This is a genomic window from Micromonospora sp. L5 (assembly GCF_000177655.2).
Classification (GTDB): Bacteria; Actinomycetota; Actinomycetes; order Mycobacteriales; family Micromonosporaceae; genus Micromonospora; species Micromonospora aurantiaca.
The window spans coordinates 6,088,008-6,106,689 of sequence record NC_014815.1; the positions used below are offsets into that span (position 1 = coordinate 6,088,008).

Genomic DNA, 18,682 nt, shown 5'->3' on the forward strand with positions numbered 1-18,682 from the left:
GACCGGCGGCCGGACGGTCAGGACGCCAGGTAGGCGGTCAGCCGGTCGGCGAGCAGACCCGGGTGACTGAGCGCCACCGCATGGCCGCCGTCGATCTCGTCCGGAACCACGCCGAGCCGGTCGGCGGCCACCCGGCGTTGAAAGTCGGCGGGGAAGAACTGGTCGTCGCGGCCGATGAGCACCGCCGTCGGCACGGCCGGCCAGGTGGCCAGCGGCCACGGCTCGTCCCACTCCGCGCTGACCTGCTCCCGGCCGTGCGCCGGCGCCCGGGCGACGATCTCGGCCGGCACGCCGTTGTAGAACTGCTGCTCCTCGCTGAGCCCTTCCGGCTCGCGGTAGCCGGTGTTGCCCCACCACTCCCCCGGCCTCTCACCGGGCCGCGGGATCATCGGGGTGAGCAGGACCAGCAGCCGCACCGGCAACCGGTCGGCGACAAGCGGTGCGGTGAACGCGCCGTACGAGTGCCCGACCACCACGAGGTCGTCGCGGCCGCCGACGGCGTCGACCACCGTCCGGCGGAAGTCGGCGAACCGCGCCGACCGGTCACCGATGGGCAGCTCCGGCACCACCGCATCGTGGCCCCGGGCGGCCAGCTCGGGAACCACCAGATGCCAGTCCCACGCGCTGCCCCCGCCGCCGTGTATGAGTACGAACGTCGTCATGCCCGGACCCTCCCACACCGGTACGACATGCAGTGGCCGTCGGTGCGGACACGCCCGGGGCACCCGGGCGGCGGGCAGCTCGTCGCGGAACGCCTCGATGCGGGTGACGACCTGACGCCGCCCGATCGTGTTCTCGATCCGGTCGAGGTAGAGGCAGCGGGCGGCGAGCCGGGGCGGGCCGGTGCCCCGAGACCGCCCCGGTCGAGGCGCGGCCCGGGGCCGAGGGCCGCTCGCTCAGACCGGGCGGCCGAACGTGACCGCCTCCCGGACGAGCCGTGGCGCCTTCTCCGCCAGTTGCGCGTCCGGCCGCGCGCCGAGCGCGTCGTTCACTGTGGAGAAGGCCAGCCGGAACGCGATCAGCGTGGTCGCCTCGAAGATCTCCCGGTCGCTCAGGCCGGCCTCGCGCAGGCGTCGCGTGTCGGCCTCGGTGGTGGCGTTCGGGTCCGTCACGACCCGGCGGGACCAGTCCGCGAGCGCCGTCTCCCGCTCCGACAGGTCCGCCTCGTCGCCGCGCAGCACCGCGGCGGCTGTCTCCTCGTCGCTCATCCCGGCCAGCCGCGCGCCCCAGGCCAGCGAGCAGTACGAGTCGCCCCGCGCGGCGGCCGTGGCGGCGACCAGCACCGCCACCTCACGCGAGGACAGCGTGGACTCGGACAGCAGCTCGGTGCGGGTGTTCTGGAACGACATCAGCACGTCGGGTCGCCAGCACCAGACGCGGGTGAGGTTGTTGACGTAGCCGTCGGAGGCGAGGTCGTCCTCGTAGGCGGCTTTCGCCGCCGGGCTCTGCGGCGGTTCGGGGAGGAAGGCGGCATTCATGCGGGCAGTCTGCGCCACCCGGGCGCCCCCCACAGGCTGATCAACGACAGTACGATCCGCGAATGATCCGGGCGGTCTTCTTCGACGTGGGCGGGACGATCCTCGACGAGACGCGCGAGTTCGCGACCTGGGCGGACTGGCTCGGCGTGCCCCGGCACACGTTCTCCGCGGTCTTCGGCGCGGTGATCGCCCGCGGGCTGGACTACCAGGAGGTGTTCCGGGCGTTCCGGCCGGACTTCGACCTCACCGCCGAACTCGCGCGCCGGGTCGCGGCCGGCGACCCGGAGTCGTTCGGCGCCGACGACCTCTACCCGGACGCGCGGGCGTGCCTGGCCGCCCTGCGGGAGCAGGGATTGCGCGTCGGCCTGGCCGGCAACCAGCCGGAGCACGCCGAGGCGACGCTGCGGGCGCTCGACCTGGCGGTGGACGTGATCGGCACGTCGGCGGCCTGGGGCGTGGCGAAACCGGCGCCGGAGTTCTTCGACCGGGTCGTCCGCGAGGGCGGCGGCGACGCATCGGCGATCCTGTACGTCGGCGACCGGCCGGACAACGACGCCGCACCGGCGATGGCCGCCGGCATGACCGCGTGCCTGATCCGGCGCGGACCGTGGGGCCACATCCTCGACATGCCGGACGTCGCCGAACGGTGCCTGTTCCGCATCGACTCGCTGGACGAGCTGCCGGATCTGGTCGCGCGGCACAACGCGGCGGGCGGCTAGGCCGGTCGCGAACGTCGTGACCGCACCGGCCGGCGCCGGGCGTTGTGCCGGGCCGCCCGGTCGCCCTAGCCTCGTCGTCGAAGGCATCGACGGCGATCGGGGGACGCCATCAGCGACGACGACACCGGGCGCGGCGGCCTGCGCAGGTTCGCCGCGAACGTGATGACGAACGTCCTCGCGAACCTCATCGCGGCGGCGATCGTCTACGTGCTCGCCGCGGCCGCCGGGCTGCTCCCCCGCGACCCGGCGCTGATCCTCGCGGCGCTGCTCCTCGTCAGCGTCGCCGCTGCCATGGTTCTGCTCGTCCTCGTCACCACGAACGCCTTCGCCGACAAGGCGGACATCCTCGGCGGGTGGATGGCGATCGCCCTCGGTGCGCCGATCCTGACCTCGGCCGTGACGTACGCGTTCCGTGAGCGCGATCCGGCGGCGGGGATCGTGGCCGGGCTGATCGGCGCGGGGCTCGCCGGCGCAGGCGTGGCGATGCTGGTGGCCGGACGGCGGATTCGGCGGGCGGCCCACCCGTCGCCCGACGGCGGCCGGCGGGCGGCTGAGCCGCGCGCCCGGCCTTAGCGTCGTACCCCTGGCATAGCCTTCCGGCCATGGCGAGCGACGAGCTGGACGAGCTGATCGTGCCCGACGCGGACGCGCTGCGCGCGTGGCTGTCCGCCAACCACGACACGTCGCCCGGTGTCTGGCTCGCGCTGGGCCGTAAGGGCGGCACGATCACCACGCTGACCTGGCAGCAGGCGGTCGACGAGGCGCTGTGCTTCGGCTGGATCGACGGGCAGGGCCGCAAGCGCGACCACGAGAGCTCCTGGATCCGGTACACCCCGCGCCGGGCGCGCAGCTCCTGGTCGCAACGCAACGTCGCGCACGTGGCCCGGCTGGAGTCGGAGGGTCGGATGACGCCGGCGGGCCGGGCCGCGGTGGAGGCCGCGAAGGCGGACGGCCGGTGGGCGGCGGCGTACGCACCGCCGTCGGAGGCCGAGGTGCCCGCCGACCTGCTCGCCGCCGTCGCGGCCGAGCCCGCTGCCCAGGCCATGTTCGACGTTCTCACCAGTGCCAACAGGTTCACGCTCATCCACCGGCTCAACGCGGTCAAGCGCGCGGAGACCCGGGAGCGGAAGATCCGCGAGTTCGTCGCCATGCTGGCCCGCCACGAGACGATCCACCCGCAGAAGGCGAAGCCCTCCACCACGCCGTGACGTCGCGGGCGCCCCCGCCACGTCTCACGAGTTGTCGAGGACGAACGCGCGCATGAGCGCGGCGCACTCGGCCGCGTGCGTCTCCAGCAGCAGGTGGCCGCCGTCGTAGATGTGCGCGTCCATCCGGTCGAGCGCGCGGTGGTACGCGAGCACCTCGTCCACGTCGAAGTACGCGTCGTGCCGGCCCCACAGCACGAGCGCCGGTGGCTGGTGGGCGCTGTGGTACCCGGCGATCTCGCCGAACCGGGCGACGTGGGCGGCGTAGTCGGTGAACAGCGCGAACTGCGCCTCGACGTTGCCGGGCCGGGTCATCCGTTCCCAGTCCAGGTGCCACGCCTCGGGCGCCTGCAACGGGCGTACGTGCTCGGGCAGCCCGGCGAGGTACTGGTCCCGGGTGCCGTCGAAGGTCAGCCAGTCCGGCAGCGCGGCGCGCGTGGCCTCGCCCGGGTCGGCCCAGTACGCCCGCGCGGTGTCCCACTGCGCGCCGAGCCCGTCGGCGTGCGTGTTGCCGCTCTGCACGATCAGGCCACGGATCCGTCCCGGGGCGCGCGTGGCCAGGTGGTATCCGACCGGCGCGCCGAAGTCGTGCAGGTAGACGAAGAAGCGGTCCACGTCGAGCCGGCCGAGGAGGCGCTCGACCGTCCACGACAGGTTCTCGAACGTGTAGTCGTACTCGGCGACTGTGGGCGACGACGACATGCCGAAGCCGGGCAGGTCCGGCGCGAGCACGTACGCGACCTCGGCGAGTGTGGGCATGACCTCGCGGAACGTGTGCGACGAGCTGGGAAAACCGTGCAGCAGCAGCACCGCCGGGTCGCCGGGGCGGCCGGCCTCGCGGAAGAACACCTCCAGACCGTCGACGTCGGCGTACCGGTGGCGGATCTTCTGACTGGCGTGCATCACCTCATCCTGGCCGCCCGGCCGCGCCCGTACTGCCGAATCGCCGCGGCCCGGGACAATTACCGGCGGCTGAACAGGGGTGAGCCGGGCGTACGCTCGAACGAGCCGACGGTGGGAGGTCGCCCGCGATGCCCGTCCAGTAGGAGGCCGGCTGGCCCGCGAGTTCGGCGTCGGACAGGTTCGGCGTCGTCATGGTGGTCTACCTCCGGCAGTGGTCGGGTGCCCACGACGCCAGGACCTCAACCACACTGCAGATCAAGGCGCGAGGGGCATCGCGTTCCGGCCGGTCCCGGCATGATGAGCCGATGCGGGTAGCGATGGCGACCGACGCGGGGCATCCGGGCCGGGCCAATGAGGACTTCGCCGGCGCCGTACCGTGCGGCATGGTCCTGGTCGACGGCGCGGGCGGCATCGCCGGCGCGGACGAGGTCTGCCGTCACGGCATCGCCTGGTACGCGACCCGGCTCGGCGGCGCGCTGCTCGGTGCGCTGTCCCAGGATCGGAGCCTGCGCGACGTGCTGGCCGAGGGCATCGAGCACGTCACCGACGCGCACCGCGACACGTGCGACGTCGCCCATCCGATCAGCCCGTTCGCGGCGGTGGCGATGCTCCGGTTCTCCGGTGGGACCGTCGAGCACCTGGTCCTCGGCGACGCGGTCGCGCTGATCGGCCGGGCCTCTGGTGAGCCCGTCGCCGCCCATGATCCGCGTGAGGTGGTGATCGCGCGGTCCTTCGAGGAGCGGCTGAAGGACGTGCCCGAGGGCGGCGACGAGTACCGGCGGCTGCTGATGGAGCTGCGGGCCCGGCGGAACAGTCCGGGCGGGTTCTGGGTCGCCAAGGACGACCCGCGGGTGGCCGGCGAGGCCGTCACCGGCGAGTGCCCGGCCGACGACGTCCGCGCGACGGCTCTGCTCAGCAACGGCGCGAGCCGCCTCGTGGACACCTTCGGCCTGACCGGCTGGCCGGGGCTGCTGCGCCTGCTGGAGACCGACGGCCCCGCCGAGGTCGTCCGCCGGGTGCGCGAGGCCGAGGCGCGCGAGGGCGTCGCCACCGACGACGCCACGATCGTCTGCCGGTACTGACCGGCGCGGCAACCCGCGTGCGCGGGTCCGCAGTCCTCGTGTTGACTGCGGCGATGGACCGTCAACGCCTGAGCAGCATCGCGCACTCGCACCACCCGATCGCGGCCCCGATCTCCGGTCTCAACCTCAACCGGCTGCTGCGCCGGGCGGGCCGGCGGCCGGCGGCCCGGATCCTCGATCTCGGCTGCGGCGAGGGCGCCTGGGCGTTGCAGGCCCTCGCGCACTACCCGGACGGGCACGCCGACGGCGTGGACCTCAGCCCGTACGCGCTCGAACGCGCCGCCGAGGCCGCCGCCGAACGCGGCCTCGCCGACCGGCTCACGCTGCACGAGCGCAACGCCCGGTCGTACGTGCCGGACGGCGACTACGACCTGGTGCTCTGCGTCGGGTCGACGCACGCGTTCGGCGGCTTCGGTGGAGCGCTGGAGCTGGCCGGCCGGCACGTGAACCCCGACGGCATCCTGATGGTGGGTGAGGGATTCTGGCAGGTGCCGCCGACGTCGGACGCGCTGGCGGCGCTGGGCGCGAAACCGGACGACCACGCCGACCTCGCCGGTCTGGTCGACGCCGCCGGGCAGGCGGGCTGGGCCCCGGTGTACGCGCACGTCAGCGACACCACCGAGTGGGACGACTACGAGTGGTCGTGGACCGGTTCGCTCACCGAGTGGGCGCTGGACAACCCCGGTCACCCGGACGCCGCCGGGGCGCTGACGGCCGCCCGCGAGCACCGTGACCAGTGGCTGCGCGGGTACCGGAACATGCTGGGCTTCGTGACGTTCGTGCTGCGCCGGATCTGAGAGTCGGAAGCCCCGGTACCGTGGACCCGCACGTCGTCGCGGGGCAGCGCTCCCGCCGTCCAGAACACGAGTCCGGTGGGTGGTCCTCGGTGCCGATGCAGATCCGTTTCGCCGTACCGGCCGACCCCGCCTATCCGGCCCGCGTGGCCGCCGCGCTGGCCGCCGCCCGGCTGCGCCGGTTCGGCTACATCGGCGCGGCCCTGGCCGCGATCGGGGTGATCGGGTGGGTCGCCTCGCAGGCGTCGGAGCGGGGTGGCCGCTTCGCGTCGCTGTGGACCGCGTTGATCGTGGCCGGCGTGCTGTCGATGCTGTACGCACCGTGGGTGCGGTGGCGGGCCCGGCGCCGCTCCGGCGGTTACGCGGTCGAGGGCGGCTACGACATCGACGACCGCAACATCATGATGCGCAGCGGTTCGGAGTCCGGCGGCATCGCCTGGGACGGCGTCACGCGCGTCACCGAGACGCCTGACTTCTGGATCGTGTACGTCGGGCGGATGCCGGCCACGGTGATCCCCCGCTGGCTGATGTCCACCGAGGACGCCGGGACGTTGCGCGCCTTCATGGCCGAGCGGCACCTCCTCGGCGACCGTTGACCATGTATTGATCGGCTGTATATGTTGCCTCGGTGAGTGAGATGCGCGAGGCGACCTTCCTGATCCTGACCGCGCTGGCCGACGAGCCGCGCCACGGCTACGGGATCATCCAGGAGGTCGCCGGCCTGTCCGGCGGTCGCGTCAACCTGCTGCCGGGCACGCTCTACGCCGCCCTGGACCGGCTGGTGGCGCAGGGCCTCGTCGAACTCAGCCACGAAGAGGTGGTCGACGGCCGGCTGCGCCGCTACTACCGGCTGCGCGCCGACGGCCGGGCCGAACTGGCACACCAGACCGAGCGGCTGCGGCAGCTCGCGTCCGCCGCCGAGACCCGGCTGCGCGCTCTGCGCCCTCGCCCCGCCTGACCCCCGCCGTCGCGGCACCGTAGGGAGAAACCCATGCACCGCTGGCTGCTGCTGGCCTACCCCCGTGACTATCGCCGCGCGCGCGGGGCCGAGATCCTGGAGACGGTACGGGACGTCGGTTCGGCCCACCGGCGTGGCCGGGTCGCGGCGAATCTCGTACGTCATGGTCTGCGTGCCCGGCTGGGACGGCCGGCGAGCCGTTCCGTGGTGGCCTGGGCTGCGGTCTTCGCGGTGGTCTGCGGTTTGTTCGCCGCGTCGTTCGGCACCTGGCTCGCGTGGCTCGGCTCCCGCCCGCTCGACCACCGGGACCTCGCCGCCGTGGTCGGGCAGCTCTACCCGGACCGGCAGGTCAGCCATATCGACCAGGACGACCCGCCCGCCGTGTTCCTCATCTACGGCCACCCGCTCGGCGAGGATCTCCTGTCCGAGCTGCTCCTCGGCGACGGCGGCGAGTACGCGCTGGCCGAGCTGACCGCGTCGTTCGACCAGGCACCGGCCGGCGGCCTCACCGACCTGCGGCAACGCCTGGACGCCGCCGGGTGGGAGCGGAGCGCGCCCGTCCACACCGACGCGTACGGCTGCATCCCCGGCAGTCCGCAGTGCGACCCGGCGTCCATCCCCTCCGACATCACCGTGTACGCCGATCGCGGCGACCACATCCTCGCGGTGCAGATCAACGCCGAGGGCTCGATGAGCCTCGCCCTCAGCCGCGCCACCCCCGCCGCCGCCTACCCCGCCGGTCTGCTCGCCTTCGCGCTGGGCACGCTGGGCGGCTGGGTGCTGTTCGGCTGGGCCAGCCGCCGCACCGAGGGACGGCACCCGCTGGTGCAGGGCCCGGCGAAGGTCCTGTACGGCGTCGCGATGGTGTTCTGGGCCGCACCGATCCTGCTGAGCGCGCCGCTGATGCTCACGCACCACCTGAGCGAGCCGCATGCCCGCTGGCACGTGCCGTGGGAGTGGCTCGGCCAGCCCACCCTGTCGCTGCCGTTCCTGCTCGGTGCGGTCCTGCTGCTCCTCGCGCTGGGCCTGGCGGCGCTGCCGCACCGGCGCCCGGCGGGCCGTACGCTCGCCGGGGCACCAGACCCGGCGGTCTAGCGGCGTGCCGGGTCAGCTCGCCGGGCATCGCGTGCCGGGGGCGGGCACCGTCAGGTCGACGAGGTACCGGTCCACCACGGCGGTCGTGCAGTCGTTGCGCTGGTAGGTGCCGTGGCCCCAGCCCTCGTAGGTGACCAGGCGTCCGTGCCGGCCGAGTTGCCGGGCGACGTTCACCGCCCAGGCGTAGCCGGTACGGGGATCGTGCCGGGCGTTGAGCAGCAACAGCGGCGTGCGGGTGTGCACGTTCAGCTCGTGCGGCGGATTACGGACCGGGGACGGCCGGCCCAGGCAGGTCTGCACGGCCAGCAGACCGGCGCCGTACCGGACGTCCGGGGCGGCGGCCCTGGCTTCCCGGACCAGGCCGGCGTACTCGGCGTAGTCGCGTACCTCGGCGGGCCAGTCCGCGCAGAACGCCGCGACCGAGATCGAGAGATTCACCTCCGGTGGCGGCGTACCGGCGTCCATGTCCCGCACGATCGCGGCGAGTTGCGGCCAGCGCGGGCCGGCGAGCATACCGAGCGCCACGGCGGTGACGTCGAAGGCGGTACGGGGGGCATATTCCCCACGGTCCGCGCGGGCCAGCACCCGCGCCCACACCGATCGCACGTCCCGTTCGTGGAGCACACAGTCCGCCGACCTGTCGCACCAGGACACGAACTCGTCGAACGCGTCCTGCAACGCGGCGGCCTGCGTCCGCACGAAGGACCGCACGTCGAGGCTGTGGTCGAACACGCCCTCCAGCACGACGGCCCGCACGTGGCCGGGGTACCGCTCGGCGTACTGCTGGCCCAGCAGGGTGCCGTACGAGCTGCCGTGGAAGGACAGCCGCCGCTCCCCCAGCGCACGCCGTAGCGCGTCGAGGTCGCGGGTCGTGCTGAGCGTGTCGGCGTGGTCGAACACCGGGCTGGTCGGGCGGCACCGGCTCCACAGCGCCCGGTTGTAGGCCACGGCGGCGTCGAAGTCGGCCTGGCCGGCCAGCGGGACGGGCGGCCTGCGCAACGCCGGATCCGGCGTGCAGACGGGCGCGGCGGTGCGGGCCACGGTACGCGGGTCGAAGCTGACCAGGTCGAACCGGTCCAGCAACTCGTCGCTGAACCGGTCGCCCCTGCGGATGCGTTCCACCCCCGAGTCGCCGGGCCCGCCCGGCCCGAACACCAGCGTGCCCACCCGCTGCTCCGGCAGCCGCGCGGACCGGCGTGCCACGGCGAGGTCGAACGCCGGGCCGTTCGGCCGGGCCCAGTCCACCGGCAGCCGGAGCCGGGCGCACCGCACGCGCTCATCCGGCGGGACGCCCGGCAGGTCGTCGGCGCACTCGCCCCAGACGAGCCGCTGCGACGGAAGACCGGCGCGCGCCGCGCCGGGCAGTCCCGCCAGGACGGTGAGCGCGGCCAGAGCGACGGCCATGGTACGTCGGAACACGGCACCTCCCGGTGTCTGGATGCTCATCGATTCTTCAGCGGCACTCCACCCGAGTCCCATACGGAAACGCCCCGATATACCCGTCGGGCCTTTCCCCGAGGCCGCCCCGAGTGCCGCATCGACGGAGGCGAGTCCGCATCTGCCGGCCGGGCGCTCGCGGGGGCATCGGGCCGGGTGCCGGCGGTCTAGCATCGGGCGATGACCTCGTCCTTGGACCGCCTGCCGAAGATCAGCGCACCGGCCACGCGGGCGCTGACCGCCGCCGGCTACACCACGTTGCGCCAGCTCGCCGGAGTGCCGCGCGCGGATCTGGCCCGCTTGCACGGCATGGGACCGAAGGCGCTGGGCGTCATCGAGGCCGCCCTCGACGAGCACGACCTGCGGCTGAGCTGACGCCCGGCAGCACGGCCAGGAACGGGGTGATCCCTGTGCCGCTCGGGCGGCTCCACCATCTGATCGTCGACTGCCCGGATCCGATGGCCGAGGCGCGGTTCTGGAGCGCGGTCCTCGGCGACCCGATCACGTACGCGGACGACGACTTCACCGTGGTGTCGGCGAGTACGGCGGCGTCCGGGCTGGCGTTCCAGCGCGCCCCCGGGCTGACGCCGTCGACGTGGCCGGATCCGGCCGTGCCGCAGCAGATGCACCTCGACGTGATGGTCGACGACCAGGACGCGGCGGGCGAGGCGGTGCTCGCCCTGGGCGCGCGGCGGTTGCCGGGCGACCACGTGTACGCCGACCCGGCGGGCCACCCGTTCTGCCTGATCCGGCGCCCCACCTGGGCGTCGCCGGTGGGTGGGTCCGCGTGACGCACCGAGATCGGGCGTCGAGGCTCCGCGCGCTCCACGCACCCCGGCGGCCCCTGGCACAGCTGGACCGCGAGTTGGTGGCGCAAGGACCTACGGCTGCTGCGAGGAATCCTGGTAGGAGATGAACTCCAGCAGGCTTCCGTCCGGGTCGCGGAAGTAGACGCTGGTCCCGGCGCCACCGGCGCCGACCCGCCGGACCGGTCCCGTCTCCACCTCGACGTCGTGCCGCCGCAGGTGCGCCACCGCCTCCTCGATCGGCCCCGCCCAGACGAAGCAGATGTCGCTGTTGCCCGGGCGGACCGGGACTCGGGCGACGTTGCCGCCGAGGTCGAGACCCGGCCCGTGCACGCTCAACTGGTGGGGGCCGATCCGGAAGGCGACGCGGTCGCCGCCGACGCCGATCACCTCGGCGCCGACGACGTCGCGATAGAAGTCGGTGGCGGCCCGCCAGTCGGACACGGCGATGACGACGTGGTCCAGTCCGGTCACGGGCGTCATGCGTCCACCCTATGAGCTCGGCGGCGTCCGCAGGTGCCGGCCGAAGAACCGGTTCGCGGACTCCCCCTCGAACCGCGGTACGCCCGTGTGCCCGCCCATGTTGGCGTGCAGCGTCTTCTCCGCCGAGCCGAAGGCGTCGAACAGGTCCAGCGCCATCTGCCGGTCGTTGCCCTCGTCGTCCCACTGCAACAGGACGTGCAGCGGGACGGTGACCCGCCGCGCCTCGGCGAACATCGCTCGCGGCACGAAGCTCCCGGCGAACAGGACCGCGGCCACGATGCGGGGTTCGACCACCGCCAGCCGTACGCCGATCGAGATCACCCCGCCGGAGTAGCCGACCGGACCGCCGATCTCCGGCAGTGCGAAGAGGGCGTCCAGCGCGGCCCGCCACTCCGGGACCGCCTTCTCCACCAGCGGCAGGACGAGCCGGTCGACGATGTCGTCGGTGACCGGCTCGCCTGCCGACAGTGCCCGCCGCAGGTCGGCGCGGGCCTGCTCGGCTGCGGCGGACGCGGGCCGGTCCCCGCCGCCGGGCAGTTCGAGGGTGGCCGCCGCGACGCCCTGCGCCGTGCAGTCGCGGGCCCGGGCCACCAGCCGGGGGTACATCCGGCGCAGTCCGCCCGGGTGGCCGAGCAGGATCAGCGGGGCCGACGTGGGCGCGGATGCGGGCGTCCACAGGATGCCCGGGATCTCGCCGAGAGTGAACTCACGTTCGCGGACGCCGTCGGCGAGGCGCTGGTCGGAGACGAATCGCATGGTCGTGCCTTTCGGGAGTGCGACGGCGCTCCCGGACGACCTGTCGCCCGGCCGTGACCCCCGAGGGGAGCACCCATGTCGATACTGCGGTCACGGGTACCACCTCCCTCGTTCTCCGGCACGGCCATCGGCAAGCTAGCAGCGCTCGCCGGGACCGCCAACCGGTTTTCGCCGCACCCGGCCATCCGACGCGCACCGAGAGGCAGCGACTCGTTCCCGAGTTCACGCAAGCGGGCCGGGCGTCTTTCCCGGTGCGGTTCGACGACTGCCGCGACCTGGCTAACGATCATGGTTGGCGTGGCTGCCGTCCGGGTGCCACGCCCACCCGTCATCGCGTCGGCTTCGGACCTGTCACCGGCCCGCCGCGCGGAGCATCGCCTCCGTCTCGGGGTCGGGCATGATCTCCCGGACCTCCTGGGCGCAGCGGCACGAGACGGCGATCTTGGCAGCCCACTTCAGCGCCTCGTCGCGTGAGGCCACGTCGAGGACCACGAAACCGCCGATGACCTCCTTGGTCTCCGGGAACGGCCCGTCGGTGACCGACCCGTCCGTACCGACGATGCTCGCCTGCTGGCGTTCGAGCCCGGTGCCGTACACGAACACGCCCGCGTTCACGGCCTCCTGGATGACCGCGTGCGCGTCCTTGCCCACCTCGGGGATCTCCTCGACGGGGATGTGGTCCATCGCGCCGTCGTTGAACGAGATCAGGTACCGCGGCATGCCATGACTCCCTTGTCCGGGCGGCCCGGTCAGGCCGCCTCTCACCCGTACTACGAACGAGCCGCCCGGTATCCGACGTCATGGACCCAGTGGGTCCAGTCGCTCTGCGACCGGTGCGGGGTGTCGGGTGAGGAGGGCGGTTCGCTGATCACCGAGAGGCGGAAACCCGCGCCGGTGAACGCCTTCGTCATCGCGTGCAACGGCCGGTGCCAGTAGGTGAGCGTGGCCCGCTGCCCGTCGAAGTGACGAAACCGTCGTAGTGGTCCGGCCTCATCGCACGTCCTCCTCAGGGATGGGCACGGCGGTGCCGGTCACCGCGATCCCGGCACCTTGTCCGGCGGGGATGGCGACGGTGAGCAGGCTCGGACGCCCCATGTCCTCGCCCTGCCGCACGGTCACGGTCGCGGGCGGCTGCACCAGGCCAAGCTCGCGCAGGTAGCCGCCGAACGCGGCGGCCGCCGCCCCGGTCGCGGCGTCCTCGACCACACCGCCGGGCGGGAACGGGTTGCGCGCGTGGAACACCAGCGGGGACTCCCGGTGCACCAGGTCGATCGTCGTCCAGTCACGCTCGGCCATCAGCGCGCTCAACGCCGCCATGTCGTAGTCCAGGTCCGCCAGGCGCTGCCGGGTCGCGGCGGCCACGATCGGATGCCAGGCCCCGGCGTACGCGACATGCGGCGGAAGCGTCGTGTCGAGATCGTCCGGCGACCAGCGCAGTGCGGCGAGCAGCACCGCGAGGTCCTCAGCGCTCATGGGCTCGGTGCGCGGCGCGACGCTGGTCAGCGTGGCGGTGGTGGTGCCGTCGGCCTGCACGCTCGTGGCGACCTCGACCAGTCCGGCGCGGGTGTCCAGGTGCAGCACGCCGGGGCCGTGCCGCTCGGCGTACGCGACCGCCGACGCGATCGTCGCGTGGCCGCAGAACGGCACCTCCGCCTTCGGGCTGAAGTAGCGCACAGTGAACCGGCCGTCCCCGCCCGCGGGCACGAGGAACGCCGTCTCGGAATAGCCGACCTGCGCCGCCACCTGCTGCATCTCGGCGTCGCCCGAACCGGTGGCGTCCAGGACGACACCGGCCGGGTTGCCACCGGCGGGGTCGGCGGTGAACGCCGCGTATCGGAGAACGTCCATGATCATGAGCCTAGCGCCGGCCGTCCGGCTCGTCTGCCCCGTGACCGGCTCACGGCGACACGGGGCCCCGGAGCGATCGATGCGGAACTAGTCTCCGGTCATGAGCGGCTTCGAGATCACTGCGATCGGCACGGTCCGCAACGACCGGACGGACATCCAGCACAGCGACAACTGGGGTGCCGTCCGCAGCACGATCGTCGTCGACGAGCGCTTCGGCGAGGCATGTCTCCAGGGTCTGGAGGAGTTCTCCCACGTGGAGGTCCTGTTCGTCTTCGACCGGTTCCCGGACGACGGCGACCACCGCGAGCCCCGCCCCTACCGGGGCCGGGCCGACCTGCCGCCGATGGGCGTGTTCGCCGGCCGTGGCCCCCGCCGGCCGAACCGGATCGGCGTGACGTGCTGCCGGATCGAGTCCGTCGACGGCCGCGAACTGACGGTGGTGGGCCTCGACGCCGTGTCAGGCACGCCCGTCATCGACCTGAAACCGGTGCTCGAGGAGTTCGTCCCCGCGAACGTCCGGCAGCCGGAATGGGTCAGCAGCATGATGTCCGAATACTTCCAGCCGTAGCAGGTCTCTGCCTGCCTCCCGGACCACGCTGCCGGGTCTGGTGAAGCACGCGACCCTCGTCGAGAAGGTCTGGTTCGACGAAGCCCGATCGCCGGCGTCACCCGCCGGCGGCCTCGTCGGGGTCACCGGCGAACGAGTCGGGGGCACGCATCCGCCACGCGTCGATGACCAGCTCCGTCAGACGCTCGACGCCGACGTGCGCCAGCCGCAGCATGACCAGCGGTGACCCGTCGTACGCAGGCGTGGTGAAGAAGAGGTCGGGCTCGCCGAGGAGCAACGCCTGCTTCTCCGCCTCGTCGCCCACGTACAGCACGGCGATGTCGGTGCGAATGCGCCGCGGTCTGCCGGGCGTCCGCTCGGGATAGGACCAGACGAACCCCTTGCCCGCGACCCGGAAGTCGAAGCCGTCGCTGTCGATCTCGACCACGTGGGGCAACGACAGCGCCACCCGGCGGACGTCGTCCGCGTCAACCATGACGGTCACCAGGGGACACCGCCTTCCACACCGGCACAGCCTAGCCGCCGCTCCGCCCCGCGGTGGGCAGGCCACCAGCGCCCGGTCACGACCCCGGCCGTTCCCGATGGTCAGATGGTGAATCCGCCGTCGACGTTCACAGTCGCCCCCGTGACGTAGCGCCCGTCCGGGCCGGCGAGGAACGCCACCGCGGCGGCCACGTCGGCCGGCTGCGCGTAGTGGCCGAGCGCGGTGAACCCGTTGATCGTGTCGGCGTTCGGACCGTCGGCCGGATTCAGCTCGGTGTCCGTGGCACCGGGGTTCACCAGGTTCACGGTGATCGCCCTGCCGCCGAGTTCGCGCCCGAGCGCCTTGGTCAGGCCGATCAGGGCGGTCTTGCTCATCGCGTACAGCGAGAAGCCCGGGAAGACCGTCCGCTCGGCCGTGTTGCTGCCGATGTTGACGATCCGTCCACCGGCCGACATGTGGCGCACCGCGGCCTGCGTCGCGACGAACGGCGCCCGGACGTTGACCGCGACGGTCTGTTCGAACTCGTCGAGACTCAACTGCTCCAGCGGCCCGAGCAGGAACGCGCCCGCGTTGTTGACCAGGATGTCCAGCCTGCCCAGCTCACCGACCGCCCGGTCCACCGCCGCGATCACCGCCGCCGGGTCGGCGCTGTCGGCCCGCACGGCGATCGCCCGCCGACCCGCGGCCCTGATCCGGTCCACCACGTCGTCGGCGCGTCGCTGATTCTGCTGGAACGTCAGCGCCACGTCGGCGCCGTCCTCGGCCAGGCGCAGGGCCACCGCCGCGCCGATGCCACGGCCACCGCCGGTGACGAGAGCTACCTTGCCGTCGAGTGCGTTGTTCATGCGGGAAAGCCTGGTCGACGACGGGCCGGCTGTCCGGCGGGGATCGGACGCCGCGTTCGCGACGCCGCACGGACGTCACGAGCGGCCTGGCTGAAATCCACCTCCTCTTCCCGAACCTCTGTCTCCCGCTGCTTCCCGGAAGGGCGCGGATGGCAAGCTGCCATGATGCTGGTGGAGCCGAGCGGTGACTACTCCTGGCTTTTCGACCTGGTCGCGAGCGACCCGGGCACGCGCCACCAGGCGCTGGCCCGTCACCAGGCAGCCCTCGCCGCGGCGAGCGACGCGCTGGACGAGTGGAACGGCCTGTGGTCGGCGCACTACCGGTCGAGGTCCAGTCAGGCTCGGCTCCAGGCGGCGATGGACGAGGCGCACGCCCGCCTTTGCCGGCATCAAGGGCAGACGATCGATGCTCCTCTCGGCGCCTTCCGGGACTCCCCTGACGACGACCTCGACAGACGCGCCCGGTGGGCGCCGTACGCCGTCCTGTACCTGCAGTGGGAGACGGACCATCCCGACGAGTGGGGAGCGCGGGAGTCGTCGATGTGGTCCCGCTGGGGGACGAAGGAGGTGCTCCTGCACCGATTCCGTCGCGCCGGCGTCCCGGAGGGCGTCGAGCCACAGCTCGCCGCGTTGACCCTCGCGGCGCTGAGGCGCCCGTACCGGTGCAAGGACTGGATGTACGCGGGCCTGGTCCGTCATTTCTCCGACCCGCTGTTCTTCCACGAGGTGGAGACGCTGACGTACGCCGACGATCCACTGGTTCGGCTGCGGGCGCAGTTCGTCCTCCACGTGGCCGAGCACCCGGAGCGGAATGTCACCCGGGTGAGCTGGCGACGTTGGCTCGACGCGAACCAGCTGACCGCCTGATCCCCCCTCACGCCGGGGCGCGAGGGGGGGGTGAGTCACCCGGCCCGGGCTCCTCCGTCCTCAGTTCATGGCGATGTAGAGCCGCTGACCGGCGGGCCGGTAGCCCACGCGCTCGTAGACCCGCCACGACTCCGCACCGCCGGCCTCCAGCCAGGCGACCTCCGTACCGGCGCTGAACAGCCGCCGGGTCACCTCGGCGGTGATCGCAGAAGCCAGTCCCCGGCGGCGGTACGGCGCGCGAACGGCGATGCCTGCCACCTCGCTGACCGCGCCGACCGGTGCGGCCGCACCGCCGCCGCCCGCGCAGCCACCGCCCTCGGTGACTGCCGCGACGACCACGCCCCCGGCGTCCTGCTGGCGCCGCAGGCGAGCCACGTCGGCCTCGGAGGCGACCGGATCGCCGCCGAAGGCCTCGTTCTGCACCCTGATCAGCGCGGCGCGCCGGGAGTCGGTACCCGGTTCGCACAGGCTCAACTGGCCCGGCACGGGTGGCGACGCCAGCGTGCCCGGCACGCAGACCAGGTAGGTGTGCCGGGCTTCCACGGTGAAGCCGGCGGCGGTCAGCAGCGCCTCCAGATCGGGGGCACAACTGGTGACGTACTCCAGACGGGGTTTGCAGTCCGCGGCGCGGAATGCCGCGACCAGGGCGGTGACGTCGGCCGCGGTCACGGCGGCGCCGGGACGCGGCGTCGCGTAGTTGACGTACGGGCTGGTCGTCGTCGGGTCCAGCCCGATCACGAAGGGCCCCACCTCGACGGGTGCGGGCCGGCGGGACAGGTTGACGACGACGGACTGCTGGATGCGGGCATCCATGCTCAACGGGAAACCTCGATGCATGAGAGAAGCTGCGACGGGCGGAGGAAACGTCGGGCCGCCCCGCCGTGTCGCAGGCACGCGACGGTCGTCAGTCGCGTGGTCGACACTCAGGCGGCCGCTCGGCCTACCCGGATCACAGGCGTCAGTCCTTCATGCAGAGTGCCCACGCGGTGCGCGTGGCCGACTGCAACCTTGCCCTTCCCGACCTGGACGTGTCAATCGCGTACGGCCGGGCGTCGAGAATCATCTCGCTTGTGGTCCGAGATCGTGGCGAGGTCTTCCGGACGAGACGCTGGCGTCGCAGGCCACCGACCTGCGACGGGTCGTTCTGCACGTCATCGAGGAGACCGCTCGGCACGCCGGTCACCTGGACGCCGTACGCGAGCTGATCGACGGGCGCACCGGGCTGGGACCACGCTGCACCGAGCCCGACGAGTGCGGTATGCAGCACGGGCGTCCGCGCAGACGGCCCGACGGGCTCGCCGAAACGGCTCTATGCTGCCGCGATGCAACCCCGCTTGATCAACCAGGTGCGGCTGCCCGGCATGCGGCATGTCACGGAGGCAACCGGCCTCGGCTGGGCGGTCACTGAGCGGGACAGCGTCACCGTCAACCTGCTCGACCACGACCTGCGTCGCGTGACGCGACTGGCGGCGCCTCTCGACGACCCGCCGATGACGGTCAGTGCCACCTGTCGACTCGTCGCGGCGGGCGACGCGCATCAGATCGTCGTGCTCGACCACGACGGCACGGTTCGGTGGCGCAGCAGCTGGGATCGGCTCGGCGGCAGCGCCGGCGCCGGCTTCCACCTCGACGGCGACAACGTCCTCTGGATCCGTCTGGGCGACACCGCGGAACTTGTCGCCGTCCACGGTGTGAGCGGCGCGGAGATCCATCGCACGCCGCTGCCCGGTCCCGAGGCCGCCTGGTTCATGCACTCACCCGAGGGCGTCTGGACCGGCTTGACGCTGCTCGATCCCTACCGGTCACGCGCCATGCTCATCCGGCTCGACGCCGAGCGCATCGTGTCCCGGCCGCTGGCCGGTGGCGGTCTCGCCGGTTTCAGCCCGGCAGGCGGCCGCTACGTGACCCAGACGCTCGACGGGTTCCTGTCCGTCCGCGACGTCGCCTCCGGTGCCGTCCTCACAGAACGACACCTGGAAGACCTGCCGGGCACGCCGCCGAGCCTCCCGAGCTGCCGACACGTGGACCGTGCGGTGTTCCTGAGCGAGGAGCTGATCCTCGCCGCTCTGAACACCGCAGACCTGCCGAACGACGCCGAGGGTCATCTACTGCTGTCGGCGCTCAGCCTCCGGTGCCGCTCCCAGGTGCGCTACCCGCACTACCACGGATCCGGCGCGGTCCACCCCTCGTACCGGCCAGGCCGATGGCTCACCCGTCATCATGAGGACGATCAGCTCCGGCTGTGGCAGCTCGGCGCTCGCCTCGACGACGAGCCGATGCCGGGCCAACTCGCACTGCTCTGACGGCGCCGCCCTGCCGGCCGTACCCGTCCGGCGTCGGACGCGCGTCCGCTG

The 18,682-nt window shown here is 72.8% G+C and carries 25 protein-coding genes; 14 read left to right on the forward strand and 11 right to left on the reverse strand.

Going from position 1 to position 18,682, the window contains the following annotated elements:
• Positions 1 to 17 precede the first annotated feature (17 nt).
• Both ML5_RS28060 and ML5_RS28065 read right to left on the reverse strand, forming a co-directional pair.
• On the reverse strand, positions 18 to 662 hold the full coding sequence (locus ML5_RS28060; protein ID WP_013285915.1) for an alpha/beta fold hydrolase: 645 nt from the start codon (positions 660 to 662) through the stop codon (positions 18 to 20).
• 234 nt (positions 663 to 896) lie between these two features.
• The gene (locus ML5_RS28065; RefSeq protein ID WP_236619308.1) at positions 897 to 1,478 is read right to left on the reverse strand and encodes a carboxymuconolactone decarboxylase family protein; all 582 of its coding nucleotides are present in this window, start codon (positions 1,476 to 1,478) and stop codon (positions 897 to 899) included.
• A gap of 62 nt (positions 1,479 to 1,540) precedes the next feature.
• Between ML5_RS28065 and ML5_RS28070 the strand changes: the two genes are divergently transcribed.
• From ML5_RS28070 to ML5_RS28080, 3 genes are all read left to right on the forward strand, one after another.
• Complete coding sequence (locus ML5_RS28070; RefSeq protein WP_013285913.1) at positions 1,541 to 2,197, forward strand: HAD family hydrolase; 657 nt, start codon at positions 1,541 to 1,543, stop codon at positions 2,195 to 2,197.
• A gap of 162 nt (positions 2,198 to 2,359) precedes the next feature.
• A complete protein-coding gene (locus ML5_RS28075) occupies positions 2,360 to 2,770 on the forward strand; it encodes a hypothetical protein (RefSeq protein ID WP_013477086.1) in 411 nt (136 codons plus the stop codon).
• Between the two features lie 29 nt (positions 2,771 to 2,799).
• Positions 2,800 to 3,405, forward strand: coding sequence for a YdeI family protein (locus ML5_RS28080; RefSeq protein ID WP_013477087.1), 606 nt, complete (start codon positions 2,800 to 2,802; stop codon positions 3,403 to 3,405).
• Between the two features lie 24 nt (positions 3,406 to 3,429).
• Here ML5_RS28080 and ML5_RS28085 read toward each other — a convergent pair whose 3' ends face one another.
• Entirely contained in the window at positions 3,430 to 4,305 is an 876-nt protein-coding gene (locus tag ML5_RS28085; protein WP_013477088.1) for an alpha/beta fold hydrolase, read from the reverse strand.
• A 305-nt stretch (positions 4,306 to 4,610) separates the two neighbouring features.
• Between ML5_RS28085 and ML5_RS28090 the strand changes: the two genes are divergently transcribed.
• The 5 genes from ML5_RS28090 to ML5_RS28110 all read left to right on the forward strand — a co-directional run bounded on the left by ML5_RS28090 (position 4,611) and on the right by ML5_RS28110 (position 8,234).
• Positions 4,611 to 5,387 carry a hypothetical protein gene (locus tag ML5_RS28090; protein WP_236619309.1) on the forward strand — a complete coding sequence of 259 codons (777 nt, stop codon included), beginning with the start codon at positions 4,611 to 4,613 and terminating at the stop codon, positions 5,385 to 5,387.
• 53 nt (positions 5,388 to 5,440) lie between these two features.
• The gene (locus ML5_RS28095; protein WP_013477090.1) at positions 5,441 to 6,184 is read left to right on the forward strand and encodes a cyclopropane-fatty-acyl-phospholipid synthase family protein; all 744 of its coding nucleotides are present in this window, start codon (positions 5,441 to 5,443) and stop codon (positions 6,182 to 6,184) included.
• A 95-nt stretch (positions 6,185 to 6,279) separates the two neighbouring features.
• On the forward strand, positions 6,280 to 6,777 hold the full coding sequence (locus ML5_RS28100) for a YcxB family protein (RefSeq protein WP_013477091.1): 498 nt from the start codon (positions 6,280 to 6,282) through the stop codon (positions 6,775 to 6,777).
• A gap of 41 nt (positions 6,778 to 6,818) precedes the next feature.
• On the forward strand, positions 6,819 to 7,139 hold the full coding sequence (locus tag ML5_RS28105) for a PadR family transcriptional regulator (RefSeq protein ID WP_013477092.1): 321 nt from the start codon (positions 6,819 to 6,821) through the stop codon (positions 7,137 to 7,139).
• 33 nt (positions 7,140 to 7,172) lie between these two features.
• On the forward strand, positions 7,173 to 8,234 hold the full coding sequence (locus ML5_RS28110) for a hypothetical protein (RefSeq protein WP_013477093.1): 1,062 nt from the start codon (positions 7,173 to 7,175) through the stop codon (positions 8,232 to 8,234).
• A gap of 12 nt (positions 8,235 to 8,246) precedes the next feature.
• On the opposite strand, the gene ML5_RS28115 is transcribed toward ML5_RS28110, so the two are convergent.
• A complete protein-coding gene (locus tag ML5_RS28115; protein WP_369752324.1) occupies positions 8,247 to 9,638 on the reverse strand; it encodes an alpha/beta hydrolase in 1,392 nt (463 codons plus the stop codon).
• A gap of 213 nt (positions 9,639 to 9,851) precedes the next feature.
• Here ML5_RS28115 and ML5_RS28120 point away from each other — a divergent pair, with 213 nt between their 5' ends.
• On the forward strand, positions 9,852 to 10,046 hold the full coding sequence (locus tag ML5_RS28120; RefSeq protein ID WP_013477095.1) for a hypothetical protein: 195 nt from the start codon (positions 9,852 to 9,854) through the stop codon (positions 10,044 to 10,046).
• Positions 10,047 to 10,072: 26 nt separating this feature from the next.
• Positions 10,073 to 10,462, forward strand: coding sequence for a VOC family protein (locus ML5_RS28125; RefSeq protein ID WP_013285902.1), 390 nt, complete (start codon positions 10,073 to 10,075; stop codon positions 10,460 to 10,462).
• A gap of 90 nt (positions 10,463 to 10,552) precedes the next feature.
• Here ML5_RS28125 and ML5_RS28130 read toward each other — a convergent pair whose 3' ends face one another.
• From ML5_RS28130 to ML5_RS28150, 4 genes are all read right to left on the reverse strand, one after another.
• Positions 10,553 to 10,960, reverse strand: a complete 408-nt coding sequence (locus ML5_RS28130) for a VOC family protein (RefSeq protein WP_013285901.1) — start codon at positions 10,958 to 10,960, stop codon at positions 10,553 to 10,555.
• 9 nt (positions 10,961 to 10,969) lie between these two features.
• Positions 10,970 to 11,716, reverse strand: coding sequence for a hypothetical protein (locus ML5_RS28135; RefSeq protein ID WP_013477096.1), 747 nt, complete (start codon positions 11,714 to 11,716; stop codon positions 10,970 to 10,972).
• 351 nt (positions 11,717 to 12,067) lie between these two features.
• Positions 12,068 to 12,436 (reverse strand): YciI family protein, encoded by a 369-nt coding sequence (locus tag ML5_RS28140; RefSeq protein ID WP_013477097.1) that lies wholly within the window; start codon positions 12,434 to 12,436, stop codon positions 12,068 to 12,070.
• A 270-nt stretch (positions 12,437 to 12,706) separates the two neighbouring features.
• A complete protein-coding gene (locus tag ML5_RS28150) occupies positions 12,707 to 13,564 on the reverse strand; it encodes a PhzF family phenazine biosynthesis protein (protein WP_013477099.1) in 858 nt (285 codons plus the stop codon).
• 100 nt (positions 13,565 to 13,664) lie between these two features.
• Between ML5_RS28150 and ML5_RS28155 the strand changes: the two genes are divergently transcribed.
• Positions 13,665 to 14,132, forward strand: coding sequence for an SAM-dependent methyltransferase (locus ML5_RS28155; protein WP_013477100.1), 468 nt, complete (start codon positions 13,665 to 13,667; stop codon positions 14,130 to 14,132).
• A 97-nt stretch (positions 14,133 to 14,229) separates the two neighbouring features.
• Here ML5_RS28155 and ML5_RS28160 read toward each other — a convergent pair whose 3' ends face one another.
• The gene (locus ML5_RS28160) at positions 14,230 to 14,607 is read right to left on the reverse strand and encodes an MmcQ/YjbR family DNA-binding protein (protein ID WP_176739821.1); all 378 of its coding nucleotides are present in this window, start codon (positions 14,605 to 14,607) and stop codon (positions 14,230 to 14,232) included.
• Positions 14,608 to 14,717: 110 nt separating this feature from the next.
• Entirely contained in the window at positions 14,718 to 15,461 is a 744-nt protein-coding gene (locus ML5_RS28165; protein ID WP_013285894.1) for an SDR family NAD(P)-dependent oxidoreductase, read from the reverse strand.
• Between the two features lie 165 nt (positions 15,462 to 15,626).
• On the opposite strand from ML5_RS28165, the gene ML5_RS28170 reads away from it, so the two are divergent.
• Positions 15,627 to 16,328: a hypothetical protein gene (locus tag ML5_RS28170; RefSeq protein ID WP_236619310.1), complete on the forward strand. Its 702-nt coding sequence runs from the start codon at positions 15,627 to 15,629 to the stop codon at positions 16,326 to 16,328.
• 60 nt (positions 16,329 to 16,388) lie between these two features.
• On the opposite strand, the gene ML5_RS28175 is transcribed toward ML5_RS28170, so the two are convergent.
• Positions 16,389 to 17,141, reverse strand: coding sequence for a GNAT family N-acetyltransferase (locus ML5_RS28175; protein WP_013477103.1), 753 nt, complete (start codon positions 17,139 to 17,141; stop codon positions 16,389 to 16,391).
• 22 nt (positions 17,142 to 17,163) lie between these two features.
• On the opposite strand from ML5_RS28175, the gene ML5_RS33330 reads away from it, so the two are divergent.
• Entirely contained in the window at positions 17,164 to 17,736 is a 573-nt protein-coding gene (locus tag ML5_RS33330; protein ID WP_369751998.1) for a DUF664 domain-containing protein, read from the forward strand.
• The gene (locus ML5_RS28185; protein ID WP_013477104.1) at positions 17,651 to 18,631 is read left to right on the forward strand and encodes a hypothetical protein; all 981 of its coding nucleotides are present in this window, start codon (positions 17,651 to 17,653) and stop codon (positions 18,629 to 18,631) included. The genes ML5_RS33330 and ML5_RS28185 overlap by 86 nt, the downstream gene beginning before the upstream one ends.
• Positions 18,632 to 18,682 lie beyond the last annotated feature (51 nt).